At 51.8% G+C, this 13,472-nt stretch carries 14 protein-coding genes; 8 read left to right on the top strand and 6 right to left on the bottom strand.

The annotated features are described in order from the left end of the window. The first annotated feature begins 11 nt into the window (after window positions 1-11). Both rlmD and lpxD read left to right on the top strand, forming a co-directional pair. Window positions 12-1,439 (top strand): 23S rRNA (uracil(1939)-C(5))-methyltransferase RlmD, encoded by a 1,428-nt coding sequence (gene rlmD, locus IQ268_RS06295; RefSeq protein ID WP_193876896.1) that lies wholly within the window; start codon window positions 12-14, stop codon window positions 1,437-1,439. Between the two features lie 93 nt (window positions 1,440-1,532). Continuing rightward, entirely contained in the window at window positions 1,533-2,585 is a 1,053-nt protein-coding gene (gene lpxD / locus IQ268_RS06300; RefSeq protein WP_193876675.1) for a UDP-3-O-(3-hydroxymyristoyl)glucosamine N-acyltransferase, read from the top strand. 37 nt (window positions 2,586-2,622) lie between these two features. Here lpxD and IQ268_RS06305 read toward each other — a convergent pair whose 3' ends face one another. The 4 genes from IQ268_RS06305 to IQ268_RS06320 form a co-directional block, all read right to left on the bottom strand. After that, window positions 2,623-2,994 carry a VOC family protein gene (locus tag IQ268_RS06305; protein WP_193876677.1) on the bottom strand — a complete coding sequence of 124 codons (372 nt, stop codon included), beginning with the start codon at window positions 2,992-2,994 and terminating at the stop codon, window positions 2,623-2,625. A 27-nt stretch (window positions 2,995-3,021) separates the two neighbouring features. Next, window positions 3,022-4,620, bottom strand: coding sequence for an ATP-binding protein (locus IQ268_RS06310; protein ID WP_193876679.1), 1,599 nt, complete (start codon window positions 4,618-4,620; stop codon window positions 3,022-3,024). Window positions 4,621-5,180: 560 nt separating this feature from the next. Then, window positions 5,181-6,107 (bottom strand): D-isomer specific 2-hydroxyacid dehydrogenase family protein, encoded by a 927-nt coding sequence (locus IQ268_RS06315; RefSeq protein ID WP_193876681.1) that lies wholly within the window; start codon window positions 6,105-6,107, stop codon window positions 5,181-5,183. Between the two features lie 179 nt (window positions 6,108-6,286). Continuing rightward, complete coding sequence (locus tag IQ268_RS06320; protein ID WP_370584652.1) at window positions 6,287-7,102, bottom strand: ABC transporter ATP-binding protein; 816 nt, start codon at window positions 7,100-7,102, stop codon at window positions 6,287-6,289. 293 nt (window positions 7,103-7,395) lie between these two features. On the opposite strand from IQ268_RS06320, the gene IQ268_RS06325 reads away from it, so the two are divergent. From IQ268_RS06325 to IQ268_RS06340, 4 genes are all read left to right on the top strand, one after another. Continuing rightward, a complete protein-coding gene (locus tag IQ268_RS06325) occupies window positions 7,396-8,172 on the top strand; it encodes a creatininase family protein (protein WP_193876684.1) in 777 nt (258 codons plus the stop codon). Window positions 8,173-8,256: 84 nt separating this feature from the next. Further along, window positions 8,257-9,615 carry a type III glutamate--ammonia ligase gene (gene glnT, locus IQ268_RS06330; RefSeq protein WP_193876898.1) on the top strand — a complete coding sequence of 453 codons (1,359 nt, stop codon included), beginning with the start codon at window positions 8,257-8,259 and terminating at the stop codon, window positions 9,613-9,615. A 157-nt stretch (window positions 9,616-9,772) separates the two neighbouring features. Continuing rightward, window positions 9,773-10,603: an ABC transporter permease gene (locus tag IQ268_RS06335; protein ID WP_193876899.1), complete on the top strand. Its 831-nt coding sequence runs from the start codon at window positions 9,773-9,775 to the stop codon at window positions 10,601-10,603. A gap of 328 nt (window positions 10,604-10,931) precedes the next feature. Next, a complete protein-coding gene (locus tag IQ268_RS06340) occupies window positions 10,932-11,321 on the top strand; it encodes a hypothetical protein (RefSeq protein WP_193876686.1) in 390 nt (129 codons plus the stop codon). A 102-nt stretch (window positions 11,322-11,423) separates the two neighbouring features. Here IQ268_RS06340 and mutY read toward each other — a convergent pair whose 3' ends face one another. Together mutY and IQ268_RS06350 are read right to left on the bottom strand one after the other, a co-directional pair. Beyond that, window positions 11,424-12,512: an A/G-specific adenine glycosylase gene (mutY, locus tag IQ268_RS06345; RefSeq protein WP_370584653.1), complete on the bottom strand. Its 1,089-nt coding sequence runs from the start codon at window positions 12,510-12,512 to the stop codon at window positions 11,424-11,426. A gap of 69 nt (window positions 12,513-12,581) precedes the next feature. Beyond that, window positions 12,582-12,929 carry a DUF760 domain-containing protein gene (locus IQ268_RS06350; protein ID WP_193876688.1) on the bottom strand — a complete coding sequence of 116 codons (348 nt, stop codon included), beginning with the start codon at window positions 12,927-12,929 and terminating at the stop codon, window positions 12,582-12,584. 17 nt (window positions 12,930-12,946) lie between these two features. Here IQ268_RS06350 and IQ268_RS06355 point away from each other — a divergent pair, with 17 nt between their 5' ends. Together IQ268_RS06355 and IQ268_RS06360 are read left to right on the top strand one after the other, a co-directional pair. Further along, the gene (locus tag IQ268_RS06355; RefSeq protein ID WP_193876690.1) at window positions 12,947-13,093 is read left to right on the top strand and encodes a hypothetical protein; all 147 of its coding nucleotides are present in this window, start codon (window positions 12,947-12,949) and stop codon (window positions 13,091-13,093) included. A gap of 28 nt (window positions 13,094-13,121) precedes the next feature. Continuing rightward, window positions 13,122-13,451: an STAS domain-containing protein gene (locus IQ268_RS06360; RefSeq protein WP_193876692.1), complete on the top strand. Its 330-nt coding sequence runs from the start codon at window positions 13,122-13,124 to the stop codon at window positions 13,449-13,451. Window positions 13,452-13,472: the final 21 nt, after the last annotated feature.

Consider the following 13,472-nt stretch of genomic DNA (forward strand, 5'->3'; position numbering starts at 1 on the left):
CGATTTATCCGATGAGCGAGTCTGGAGAAGAATCACCTCTCATCCCCCATTCAACCTCCTCAGCGACTGGGACATGGCGGCAGGGAGAACTGGTTGAAGTGACCATCATTGACCTTAACCACAGTGGTGAGGGCGTTGGTCGGTACGACGGACGCGTGGTGTTCGTGCCAGATACGGTGGTGGGCGATCGCCTCCTGGCTCGTTTGGTGCGCGTCAAGCCCAAATATGCCTACGGCAAACTTCATGAACTGTTAGATGCCTCCCCCCACCGCATTCGCCCCAACTGCATCGTTGCCGACAAATGCGGCGGCTGCCAATGGCAGCACGTTGAGTATCAGCATCAGCTCAATGCAAAGCACCACCTTGTTCTGCATGACCTGGAGAAGATTGGCGGTTTTACACATCCCCGTGTCGATCCGGTGTTGCCCGCCACGGCCTGCCTGGGATATCGCAACAAAGCAACCTACCCTCTATCCAGTTTGGTTTCCGGTCAGGTGCAAGCAGGCTATTACCAAAAAGGCAGCCACTCTTTAATTAACCTCAACCGTTGCCCGGTACAAGATCCGCGGCTTAACCCACTGTTGGCCGAAGTAAAATGGGACATTCAACGGCGAGGCTGGCGCATTTATGACGAAAAATACCACCGGGGACAACTGCGCCATCTTGGTTTGCGGATGGGACGGCGAACCGGAGAAGTATTGCTAACGCTTATCTCGAAGGATGCGGACTTAGACGGCATAGAGGAGCAGGCCGAAGATTGGCTAAACCGTTATCCCGGCCTGGTTGGAGTGTTTCTAAACATCAACTCCGATCGCACCAATGCTATTTTTGGTGCCGAGACGCGATGTATTGCAGGGCAGCCCTACCTCAACGAAGAGTTTGCTGGGTTGCAGTTTCAGATTCAGCCAACGACGTTTTTCCAGGTTCACACCGAACAGGCAGAAGCTCTGCTGAACGTGATTGAGGAAGAGCTGGATTTACAGGGCAGCGAAATTTTGTTGGATGCCTATTGCGGAATTGGCACGCTAACGTTGCCGTTGGCGAGACGAGTACAGCAGGCGGTAGGACTGGAAGTGCAGCCAGAAGCGGTGGAACAAGCCCGACTCAATGCAGAACTGAACGCGATTACAAACGCTACGTTTGAAGCCGGTACGGTTGAGCGTCTGCTGCCAGCATTGACGCTAACGCCAACGATTGTATTGCTCGACCCACCTCGTAAAGGCTGCGATAAATCGGTGCTGGAGGCGCTGCTGACCATTGGTAGCGATCGCATTGTTTATGTCAGTTGCAATCCATCTACCCTGGCTCGCGATCTCAAAATCCTCTGCCAAACGGGAGCCTATCGGCTGACTCGGGTTCAGCCTGCTGATTTCTTCCCCCAAACGGCTCACGTTGAAGCCGTTGCCTTTTTAACCCGAACAAGCGGTGCTGAATCTTGATCAGGCCAGGAGGCTTTCCCGGTCAGTTCAACCTTTACAATGGAGGGGGCCTAAACCCTGCCAAGTGTTTATCGTCACACGTTAATTCCCTCGATGAAGTTTAGTGAACTGGTACAAAAACTGGGGACTGCCAACAACAGCAGCCTGAATACCCTGCCACAGCACGATCCTGAGATCCTGGGAGTATCGGCTATTGAGGCTGCCGCCCCGGCGACACTGAGCTACATTGATGGCGAAAAGTTTGCCTCACAGGTTATGACAACGGTGGCCGACGCGTTAATTTTGCCGCAGAATGATCGGTTGCAGCAGCAGGCGACCGATCGCCAACTGGCCTGGTTGAGTACCGCCCACCCCCGCTTAGTCTTTGCCCAGGCAATCGCGCTGTTTTATCAACCGTTTCGTCCGGCGGCTGGCATTCATCCCACCGCTGTGATTGATCCGTCCGTGAGGGTGGGCGATCGCGTTTCGGTGGGGGCGCATGTGGTGATTCAAGCAGGAGCCACCATCGGCAATGAGGTTTGCATTCATCCCAATGTGGTGGTGTATCCAGAGGTGCAGATTGGCGATCGCACCGTGCTGCACGCCAACTGTGTGATTCATGAGCGCACTCAAATTGGAGCCGATTGTGTGATCCATAGCGGGGCTGCAATTGGGGCTGAGGGATTTGGGTTTGTGCCCATTACCGACGGCTGGATGAAGATGGAGCAGTCGGGCTATACGGTGCTGGAAGATGGGGTTGAAGTGGGCTGCAATTCGGCGGTCGATCGCCCGTCGGTGGGCGAAACGCGAATCAGGCGCAACACCAAGCTAGACAACATGGTTCACATTGCCCACGGCTGCCAGATTGGAGAAGGCTGCGCGATGGCGGCTCAAGTGGGTTTGGCGGGTGGTGTCACCGTTGGCAATCGCGTCATTTTGGGCGGGCAGGTTGGCATTGCCAATCAGGCGCGGATTGGAGATGGGGCACAGGCAGGCGCAAAAGCCGGAATTCATAGCAATGTCGAAGCAGGAGCCGTTGTAATGGGCAGTCCGGCGTTGCCCTATCACAAGTTTTTAAAGGCATCTGCAATCTTCAGCCGGTTGCCCGACATGCACAAAGCGCTGAAGCAGATTCAGCGTCACCTGAGGCAAACTCCATCACCGTAGCTTTACCTGCAAATACCGTTGAGCTAAGCGCGACAGGCTAAGCTTGATGCAAAATGAGTCGGTTGCCAGCCGGATCGTAGGCATAGATTTCTCTACCGTGAGAGGTGGCGATCGGTTCGCCTGGTGGTGGGCAACCCAATGCCGTGAGATGAGCGATCGCCGCCTCCAAATCATCCACTTCCAGGCAGAGGCTCATACTACCGCTGCTGGGGTGAATGAATTCTGGCTGATGGGTTGTTTTCGGCTTGAAAATGCCAAGACGCAAGCCTGGTAGCTCAAATTCGGCATATTTACCTGGAATGAGCTGAGCGGGTGCCTGTCCCAATAATTCTTGATAAAACGGAACCAGCGATTGATCCTCTCGCTCGGCCAGAGCCAGAAACGCCGCACGATATTTTAATCCAGTCATGTAGAAGTGAGCAGCAACGGAAGCGGGTTAATGATAAATCGGCAGCATTACGTTAAACGCCGATCCCTCACCCGGTTTACTTTTAACGGAAATAGACCCGCCGCAGCGCAGTAGCAACTGTTGCACAATAGATAACCCCAGGCCAGCACCGCTAGCGTCGTCTGTAGCGGCTTGCCGAACCCGGTAGAAGCGATCGAAAATTTTGGGAATTTCCACGGTCGGAATTCCTACCCCTGTATCTCGAAATTCAATTTGAACATAATCACCCTGCTGCTTGGCACGCACCCACACCTGCCCACCCTTCGGCGTAAACTTGATGCCGTTGTGCAAGAGGTTAATTACAATTTGCCGCAGCCAGGTACTAAAACACGAAATGGCGGGTAAATCTTCTGGAATGGTATACGCCAGCATGATGCCTTTTTCCTGAGCTAGCGGCTGATAAGTGCTGACTACTCCCGGCACCACATCAGAGATGCGTAGCGGTTGGGCGGGGGTTTGGTCTTCCACGTTTTCGAGCTGAATCAAATCCAGCACGCTAGTAATCAAAGAGCTTTGGCGATCGCATTCCTGGCTAATCATTTCCATATAACGCTGGCGCTGCGGCGGTTTCAGATTAGGCGAGCCAAGCAAGCTCAAGGCCGTCTTCATAGTAGAGAGGGGTGTCCGCAATTCTTGCCCAACATTGTTGAGAAATTCGTCCTTTAACCGAATCGCGTTCAACAGCTTTTCGTTTTCCAACTGGAGGCTCGATGCGGTATCCGACTGCTTCCGATGCGTTGCGCCCCCAAGCCAAAGATCCTCTTGACGCTGAATTTGTTTCGTTAGCAGGTGACCTAGAATAGCCGGGTTGAGCGTTTCAGACAGCTTTTGGGTTACAACACTGTCCCAGTTAACCAACAGTTCTTCTGCCTCTGCCAGCGGTTCCGTGGCAGATTGCCCATAACAGATTGCCCGGTGAATTCCTTCTAAAATGTGCTGAATGGTGGTTGATTCTAGCGAACACAGCCCCAGAAGCGTGTGTCGTCGCTCCAGATCCTCTTCTGTGGCTTGACTGGCCTTCATCCCTGAGCGAACATCCTGACTCTCGGCTTCAGGCTTGCGCTGGCGCATCGTACGAGGACGATGCGCCAGCACCAGGCCACAAAACTCTTCTGACAGTACCAACAAAAAGTATTCCCGCCTGAGCTGGCTTTCAGCCGCCAGGGGCAGCGCCAGTGAGGTTAGTTCCTTGATGGAAGACACACCTGAGCCTTGCTCGTCGATCAGGGCGGTTGCCTCTGGGGGAAAGTTGCCCAGGGAATTTAAGTCGGTTGCCCTGTTTGCTGGTTCTACTGACTTTTCTAAATCAATCTTCTCAAGGGTGTCCTCTCGATAGGTGTTGAGAGTGTAAAGCGAATAGGGGGCACTTGCTAAACGGCGGTATCGATCGACCTCTGCTTGCCACACATCGCCTTTCGGTAGCTTCATCCAGAGCGTTGCCGAAATGTTGCGCTCGATGAGCATATCAAAGAAAACGCTCATCATTGATTTAAACGTGGTCGGGCTAATTTGCAGCGGTTGGGGGGGCTGCTCAGAACTAATAGCTAATTCGTAAAGGGATGTATCTGGGGGGCAAGATAAGTTCATAGACGAAAACTAATCCTAAGCAAACTGTTATGCAGGTAAATGAAAAGTTGATAACGGACATTCCCTCCGTTCAGCCCCACTGTGCTGGCTGAAGCGATGGTTTAACATTCTGGTTTAAAGCTAGTGATGCACCGTCCATAGAAGCCCACAGTTAAGAGGCTCATGCGTCAGTCTTAACATGCCCATGTCTGCGTAAATCTATGCACGTTTAATTGGGTTCACCCATTCAGGTGATTAACCAGCACACCGTCTGGAACACCATCAGCACCTCTATTTTTTGCTTCCATCAATATTAGAATTAACGAATCGATCGCTTAATTCCATCAGGCTGAGTGCCCTGGAAAGGCCACCCCTTAGAGGTGCTATGGCCGTCTTCGGGGCACCAAAACAGATCACGCGATCGACAGGCGTAGAGCGAACAACAGGAACCCTCGAACGGCAAACAGCTCAACCTCCAGCCAGACACGAGCCACTTGCCTTCAGACTGTATCGAGAAGGCTGGGAAATTTCCAGAGTTATCGTTTTTTCTCAACATTCCTTTAGCCAACAGCAACGCCCCATTAGTTGACCAAGTTCATCGGGTTTCCGTTAATGCAAGCCTGGATGTTGACAATTAATTCTTGCCCCAGACGAATGCGGCTTTCCTCAGTGTTATACGCAATATGGGGCGTTGCTACAACGTTGTCTAATGTAGCCAGCTCCAAAATTTCGGCATTTGGGCTACCTGTAACGGGTTCATTTTCAAACACATCCAAAGCGGCACCTGCAATCTGGTTTTGCTTTAACGCTGCCAGTAGTGCTGTTTGGTCGGCGATCGCTCCCCGTGATGTGTTGATCAAATAGGCCGATGGTTTCATCAACTCCAGCCGTCGAGCATCGATTAAATGACGCGTCTGTGGAGTCAACGGTACATGCAAGCTCAAAATATCGGCAGCAGCAATCAGGGTATCCAGTTCATCCGAGGTGGTTTTAGAGCTGGCAGAATGAACGGTCATGCCTAAGGCAGCGGCTAATGTGGCAAACTCTCGACCAATGGTGCCGTACCCAACCAAACACACCGTTTTCCCCTTTAATTCAGTGCCTAAATAATCATACGGTTGCCATTTTCCCTGCCGCAGCGCGGCACTGGCGGGCAAAATTTGACGGCTCAGGGCAAGAATCAACCCGACTGTGTATTCGGCTACCGCTAAAGCGTTGTGGGTGGGGCAGTTAATAACTTTAATCCCAGCTTGTGTCGCTGCCTGCACATCTACCTGGTCGTAGCCAACGGCAGGAACCACAATATATTTCAAATTGGAATTGCTTTGAATAATCGGCGCGGTGATGTCAACCCAGCTCGCGGTAATTAATTCAGCCCCGGCAATGCGTTGGATGATTTCAGTGTCGCTGTCGGGAGTGTCATCGTAGATCGTCACGGCTCCCAGGGTTCGCAGTTGGGCTTTGTCTGATTCCAGCAGGTCAATATAGTCGGGAACAGCGATATTCATATCCAGTCAACAACACACTGAACGGAGTGCAGTATCACTACAGAACCGGGTTGGAGCGATCGAATGATGGAAGACCTGCGATCGCTATTGGCTTGAAAAGTCGCCTGAAGCCCAGACGATGAATGGTCAGTTACGAGATACCCCTGCTAGCAGGACAATGCCGACCTGTCCGATTTGCACTAGCCATCGTCTCGCAGCGCGTGGATTATCTCGCGCTTGATGTCCACAAATTCGGGCGACAGTTTAATTTCCAGATCCCGATCGAGCGGCAGGTTAATGGGCGCTTCAAGTTTGATCCGTCCGGGGCTGCGGCTCATCACATAAACCCGCTGCGAGACGAAGATCGCTTCTTCCACATCATGGGTAATCATCATGACGCTAACGTGGGTTTGCTCCCACAGCTTTAGCAAAAACTGCTGCATCTGCTCTTTGGTTTGAGCATCCAATGCGCCAAATGGTTCATCCATCAGCAGCACTTCTGGTTCGTTAGCCAGGGCACGGGCGATCGCCACCCGTTGCTTCATTCCACCCGATAACTGCTTGGGGTACGCCTTGGAAAATGGAGTTAACCCAACCACATCCAGATAGTAGGACACCCGCTCCCGAATTTCGTTTCGCCGCATCTTGCGTAGCTTTAACCCAAAGGCAATATTGTTGGCGACCGTCAACCACGGGTAGAGGGTGTAGCCCTGAAACACCATGCCTCGATCCGATCCTGGCCCCTGTACCGCCTGCCCATCCACCAACACCTGCCCTGCGGATGGCGTTTCTAACCCAGCCGCAATATTTAGCAGTGTGGATTTGCCACAGCCCGACGCGCCCACCAGGCAGATAAACTCACCGGGATGCAATTGCAGGTTAATGTTCTGCAACACCATCAGCGGCTTGTTTTGAACTTGAAACGATTTAAAGACGCCGCAAATTTCCATTTTTGGCGGTACCGATGCAGAGGAGCCATCGGGTCTGGTTAATGTCTGGTGCTGTGGTCGCCGCATCTCGTTAGATGTTTGGGCGTCAAGCATACGCTAATCCTCGGAATTTGACGGGGTTGGGCTGATCCTAATTATTCAGTTAAACCGATTACTTTAAGCAGAAATGTTAAACGAAATACAGTCTAACCCGATTGAATGCGATCGCCTCAGAACAACTCCAATCCTTCACATAGACTGACTCTGCGCTGGGGAAACCCGTATAACCAAATACAAAAAAAAGCCTGTAGCGCTATAGACTAAGCGATGATTCCTTAACAAAAACCAAACGCTAGCCGTGATTATTCAGGCGTAACCCAATGGCAACATCCGATCAGCCTGTTCTCTGGGAGGAACTGACCTGGGAGCAGATCACCGCCTTGCAAACCAGCGGCATGGATATGGTGATTCTGCCCATCGGTGCAACAGAGCAACACGCGTTGCATTTACCTGTCGGTGTCGATACTTTCTCTGCGACTGCCGTTGCCCGTGGTGTCTCTGCAAAAACGGGAATTCCGGTATTGCCGCCCCTGCCTTACGGATGTTCGTTGGGTCACTCCAAACAGTGGGCTGGAACAATTTCCCTGCGCCCCGAAACGCTGGCTACGCTAATCCTGGAAATTGCCGAATGGGTCGTTAGCGCTGGCTTTGGACGAATGCTGCTGCTGAATGGGCATGTCACCAACTGGGCACCGCTCCGCTGTGGATTAGAAAACGTGCGCCACCAGTATCCAACGTTGCGAATTGCGTTGCGCTCGATCTGGGAAATTTCGCCCAAGGTGCATGAGTTTTATCATCACGATGCGGCTAACTTTCATGCTAACTGTGCTGAAACCTCCGTTATGCTTACCCTGCGGCCTGATCTGGTGCAACTGGATAAGGCGGTTGATGAACCCGATCGCTCGGCAGGTTGCTTTTTTGCCTATACCGTCAACAAAGAAAGCGTCTACGGTGCGGTGGGCAGTCCAAGCAAGGCCGATCGGGCGTTCGGCCAGCAGATTCTGGACACCTGCATTGACGAGTTGAGCCAACAGTTAATAAAAGCGCTGATTGAAAAAACGCCGCTCGAAGAAATGCCGCCCCCATCTCTTCCCTAGCGCAACGGCGGCATAACTCAATGCCTGGTTGTGTTGTCTCAATTGGCGATCGCTGCCCCTGTTCCTCCTTATAGTTATTCGCTTATGGAAACCCTCTCTCCCCAACTCCAAACCCTGAAAGACACCCTGGCCGATCAGGGGGTGAAGTATGCCCTGGCTAGTTTTGTAGATATTCACGGCATGTGCAAAGCCAAAGCAGTGCCGATTGCCCATTTGGGGCAAATGATGCACGGCTCTGAACTCTTCACCGGAGCAGCATTAGATGGCGTACCCCAGGAGGTGAGTGATGAAGAGGTGGCGGCACATCCCGACCCCAACTCAATGACCATCTTGCCGTGGAATCCTGAGTTTGCCTGGTTTGCTAGCGACCTTTACCTGAAAGGAAAACCCTTTGATGCCTGCTGTCGCGGCATTCTGAAAACGGTGCTGGCCCAAGCCGCCGAAATGGGATTCATGTTTAACCTGGGCATTGAAACTGAGTTCTTCATTTTGAAAGAGTCGGAAGATGGGCGCGTTCATCCGGTGAGCGATCGCGACATCCTGGCAAAGCCGTGTTACGACCTTCAGGGCTTGCTGGACAACTATGCCTGGGTGGATGAAATTGTAGAGTCCATGAACCGCCTGGGTTGGGATGTGTATTCTTTCGACCATGAAGACGGCAACGGACAGTTTGAAACGGATTTTGCCTACTGCGATGCGCTAAAGATGGCCGATCGCCTGACCTTCTTTCGGCTCATGGTGAAAGAAATTGCCAGAAAATACGGCTACTTTGCCACTTTCATGCCCAAGCCCTTTGCCAACCGCACGGGCAGCGGCGCTCATTACAATATGTCGTTGGCTGATCTGGAAACGGGCGAGAATCTGTTTGTTGATCCAGACGATGCGCGGCGATGCGGGTTGTCATCACTGGGGTATCAGTTCATTGCCGGAGTATTGCGACACGCTAGCGCTATTTGTGCCGTAATTGCACCCACGGTCAACAGCTACAAACGCCTCGTAGCCAGGGGCAGTATGTCTGGTTTTACCTGGGCACCCGTTTACGTTTGTTATGGCAACAACAACCGCACCAATATGCTGCGAATTCCGCTGGGTGGAGGTCGGGTAGAATGCCGAGCCGCTGATATCTCAACCAATCTCTATTTAGGTGCGGCTATGATTTTAGCGGCAGGGTTAGAAGGGATTCGAGAAGGGCTTGATCCAGGGGAACCCCACACTGAAAACATGTACAACTATTCGCTGGAAGAGCTAAACGCGAAGGGCATTAAGATGTTGCCGCGCACTTTAGGAGAGGCGATCGAGGCGTTTGCTGCCGACCCGCTCAGCAAAGCGGTGATGGGGCCGCTGATGTACGACGCGTATGTTAACTTCAAAACGCAGGAATGGCAGGAGTATCACAATCACGTTTCCGATTGGGAAATTCAGCGATATCTCAAGTTCTTTTGATCGGTTTTTCCAGTATCTTGTAGCGATCGCTACGAAACGGCTGCAAATCAAAATGGCAGTCTAGGGCAAGTTCGTGCGATTGGTTTGGTCGTCAGCAGGTCACATTCAGTGGAGGTCTATACGCTCGGTGGCACAATCTAGTATTTCTAACACGGGCATGGCTTTTTCCTCGCCGCCCAAGCGATATCTGAAACCGTCTGTGTTTTGGAGCATTCGGCAGGGGTTTCCGCACTGGCTGGCTATTTTATTGTCGGCGATCGCGCTGGCGATTCCGTTAACCGCCTGGGCTGTTTTTAGCTATGCGGGGTTAGTTACCCCCATGTTTTTGCCCACGCCAACGTCTGTCTTGCAGTCGGGCATTCAAATGTTCACGCAGGAAGACTTAATTGTGGACGTTTTAGCCAGTTGTGCTCGCGTGGCGGCTGGGTTTGTCATCGCTGGGTTTGTTGGGGTGCCAATGGGGATTGCTATGGGTACCTTCTACAGTATGGAAAGCCTGTTTGCGCCCATTGTCGGCACAGTGCGCTACATGCCAGTTATGGCATTTGTCCCGCTGATTGTAATTTGGGTTGGCCTGGGTGAAGATGCCAAAGCGCTCATTATTTTCCTGGGTGTAGTGCTATACAACGCCATGATGGTGGCTGATGCGGTTAAGTTTATTCCCAACGAAATGATTAATGTGGCGTACACTCTGGGAGCAAATCGGCGGGATGTGCTGTTTAAAGTGATTTGTCCGGCGGTCTTTCCCAGCGTTTTAGACACATTGAGAGTCAACATTTCTGGCGCGTGGAATTACCTGGTCATTGCCGAATTGGTGGCGGCCCAAAGCGGATTAGGCTTTAAAATTGTGCAGTCGCAACGGTTTTTGCAAACCGAGAAGGTGCTGTTCTGCATTGCCTTAATTGGTTTGATTGGGTTGCTAATTGATTATGGATTGAAATGGATTTCGATGCTGCTTACGCCCTGGGCAGACCAAACTCGGAGTTAAAGAAGATTGAGGTTGCAGAGTTGCAACAAAACACTAGGTGAGCGAACCAATCAGCTACCATTGGAGTCGCTTACGTAGCTTACATAACGGTACAGTGAGGAGGTACAGGGTTGTACATCCTCATTTTTTATGGTCAGGCTAAGGAGGGGCGATCGCCTGAAACGACCTAACCGCAGGCAATTGACCTGAACCCACTGTGCCCCTCACCCCCTCAAAACTTAATTTCCTCCTAATTGCAGATAATCCCTAAGCCTTGGGTGTAATGTGCCGAGATTAGGCAACCTCTATACTGAAACCACATTATTAAATCGCTGTTGGAGGAAATGATATGAGTAATGAGACCTCGCCTAAAAAAACCGATCCCAATCATGATGATTCGGCAGCCCCCGATCAGTACGATCGCGGCATCGTTCCGGCTGAAACCGCAGCCCGCAAGGAGCGTGAAGGTGGCGAATATAAGCACTCCTTACATGAAGAAAAGGCCGACCCCGATAGTGTTGAAACCACAGGTGGATACACGATCGACAAAGAGGGTCTGGCAAATAACTTCGCGGTTGAACCCGAAATGTATATAAACGAGCCAGGTGATTTAAGGCAGGACGAAGACGAAGACGCGGCTGAGCGCGCTCAAGAAGTGGCAGAAGTGAATGAGACGGATGAAACTGGCAAGTTGACCGATCACGGTGACAAGCGCGGCAAAGGCCCAGGCGTTATTTAATCTCTCTTTCGTCCTGTTTTCAACCGATCGCCTCCTGCCGATAACTGGCATCAGCCCGCAGAAACGCAAGTACCGCGTTTCTACGGGCATCTGTTTTTTTATTTAGGGGGATAGGTGTTGGTGTAGTGCGGCAATAATTTGCGTATTGGCTTTGGGAAACGGGTATTGATCTAGCTCTGCCAGCGTCACCCAGCGTACTTCATCGCACTCAATCGGGGTGGGTTCACCGCCAACGTGGCGGCAGTGATGCACGTTGAGCGTCACCCGAAAATGAGAATAGGCATGATCGATGGTAATGAGGCGATCGCCCACTTCAATCTCAATACCCAACTCTTCCAGAATTTCTCGCTGGATACAGGCTTCGACGGTTTCTCCTGGCTCAATTTTGCCACCTGGAAATTCCCAAAGCCCGCCCAGTAAACCAGACTGGCGGCGGCGATCGATCAAAATCTGGCCGCGATCGTTCCAGATCACACCGACCCCAATCATTTTGTGGGGCACTGGCGATCGGTTCTCGGTCAGGGGTAATTCATCTTGCATAGTCAGATGGTAAGCTCGACAGTCGGTTCTCCAGGGACATACCAAACAAGCTGGATTTTTGACGGTGCAAACCGTGGCACCTAAATCCATCAATGCCTGGTTAAAGTCGCGCGGGTTTTGTGGATCGAGCAGCGCTTCTGACCAGTGCCATAGTGCCTCGATCGCCTGCTTGGGCGGTACTTGTAAAGCCATCACCCGTGACAACACCCGTTTTACATTACCATCTAATATTGGCAATGGCTGATTGAACGCAGCGCTGAGAATACCGCCTGCGGTCGTGCGCCCAATTCCCGGTAGAGCCAGTACTGCTTCAAGCTGGTTAGGAAACTGCCCTGCGTGTTGCTGTACGACCACCTGTGCAGCGCGATGCAAATTACGGGCACGGGCATAATATCCCAACCCTTCCCACGCTTTAAGCACATGCTGCTGGCTTGCCGTTGCCAGAGCTTCCACGGTAGGAAATTGAGTGAGCCACCGCTCGTAATAGGGAATCACCGTTTTGACCTGGGTTTGTTGCAGCATGATCTCAGAAACCCAGATGGAATAGGGTTTACGGCTCTGCCGCCACGGTAACACTCGCCCCGAATTGCCATACCATTGCAGCAGCGATCGCCGCAGTACCAAAATAGTAGAACTCGGCAGATCAAACAGTTGATCTGCCGAGTGGGTCGCTTTATCTACAAAATTTCGTTTGCCAGACACAATACTGCGCTAAGTCAATTACTCGATGGGTTCGGCATCAGAGGAACTGGGTACTGCCTGCCATGACTTTTCAAACGCCATTCGCTGCTCTGCCCCGTGCAGAAAGTAACCGCTCATCATAGCAGAGGCCAGCAAACGACCCAGGCTTTCGCGGCTAGTGGTTACAGTGACTTCAAAATCGTCAGATGGTAGTCCACCCAGCAATCCGAAAATGTTCCGCTCCATGACCTGTAACACTTCGGCAGAGGTTGGGCGCGATAGTTGGGCGATCGCCTCTGGACTCATCGACTGCACATATTGCCAGAGAAGATTTTTGCCCGCGTTGCCCTCAAAGAATTCTGAAGTTTGGTTGGATAGGTTATTCACTCGGAAACCTCACTCAGATGCTGTTAATAACTCTTAAACCCAATGTAACAGTCTCGTTTTTAAGCGGCAGTGGGTGGAACCGAACCCGATTTGGCGGATATGCTCACCAAGACGAAACCCTGCAAATTCCTATCGAGCAACGGGCATTCTATGACTACCAATGAGGAACGTGTAGAGAAGCAGGTGTAGAGCATGTCTACAATACGTGTGTTTGAGCCAGAGCGCATTTTGAGTTCAGCTAGTGCCAGTGCTCTGATGGAATGGATCGATCGCAACCTTTATTCTGGCGGCAGCAAGCTACTGCTGATTGACTTACAAAAGGTATCGTTCATGGACAGCAATGGCCTGGGTGCGTTGATTACAGCACACAACCAGGTGCAGCAAGCAGGAGGGAAACTGGGTGTGTGCTCTCTGCACGGACAGGCTCAAATGCTGTTTGAGTTGGCCAATATGGAGAAGTTTTTCGCAATTTACGCCAGCCGCAACGAGTTTGAACAAGCAGTGCTAGAGTCGTCTTTTTAGCCGTTTGAGCCATATACTTCC

The sequence above is a fragment of the Oculatella sp. LEGE 06141 genome, from assembly GCF_015207605.1.
Lineage (GTDB): Bacteria > Cyanobacteriota > Cyanobacteriia > Elainellales > Elainellaceae > Oculatella.

Bases quoted from the DNA above. Each gene is read 5' to 3' on its own strand.
- IQ268_RS06340 (WP_193876686.1), top strand. From the start codon at position 10,932: ATGAGTAATGAGACCTCGCCTAAAAAAACCGATCCCAATCATGATGAT.
- IQ268_RS06315 (WP_193876681.1), bottom strand. From the start codon at position 6,107: ATGAATATCGCTGTTCCCGACTATATTGACCTGCTGGAATCAGACAAA.
- IQ268_RS06310 (WP_193876679.1), bottom strand. From the start codon at position 4,620: ATGAACTTATCTTGCCCCCCAGATACATCCCTTTACGAATTAGCTATT.
- IQ268_RS06320 (WP_370584652.1), bottom strand. From the start codon at position 7,102: ATGCGGCGACCACAGCACCAGACATTAACCAGACCCGATGGCTCCTCT.
- IQ268_RS06305 (WP_193876677.1), bottom strand. From the start codon at position 2,994: ATGACTGGATTAAAATATCGTGCGGCGTTTCTGGCTCTGGCCGAGCGA.
- IQ268_RS06360 (WP_193876692.1), top strand. From the start codon at position 13,122: ATGTCTACAATACGTGTGTTTGAGCCAGAGCGCATTTTGAGTTCAGCT.
- IQ268_RS06355 (WP_193876690.1), top strand. From the start codon at position 12,947: ATGCTGTTAATAACTCTTAAACCCAATGTAACAGTCTCGTTTTTAAGC.
- IQ268_RS06335 (WP_193876899.1), top strand. From the start codon at position 9,773: ATGGCTTTTTCCTCGCCGCCCAAGCGATATCTGAAACCGTCTGTGTTT.
- glnT (WP_193876898.1), top strand. From the start codon at position 8,257: ATGGAAACCCTCTCTCCCCAACTCCAAACCCTGAAAGACACCCTGGCC.
- rlmD (WP_193876896.1), top strand. From the start codon at position 12: ATGAGCGAGTCTGGAGAAGAATCACCTCTCATCCCCCATTCAACCTCC.
- lpxD (WP_193876675.1), top strand. From the start codon at position 1,533: ATGAAGTTTAGTGAACTGGTACAAAAACTGGGGACTGCCAACAACAGC.
- IQ268_RS06325 (WP_193876684.1), top strand. From the start codon at position 7,396: ATGGCAACATCCGATCAGCCTGTTCTCTGGGAGGAACTGACCTGGGAG.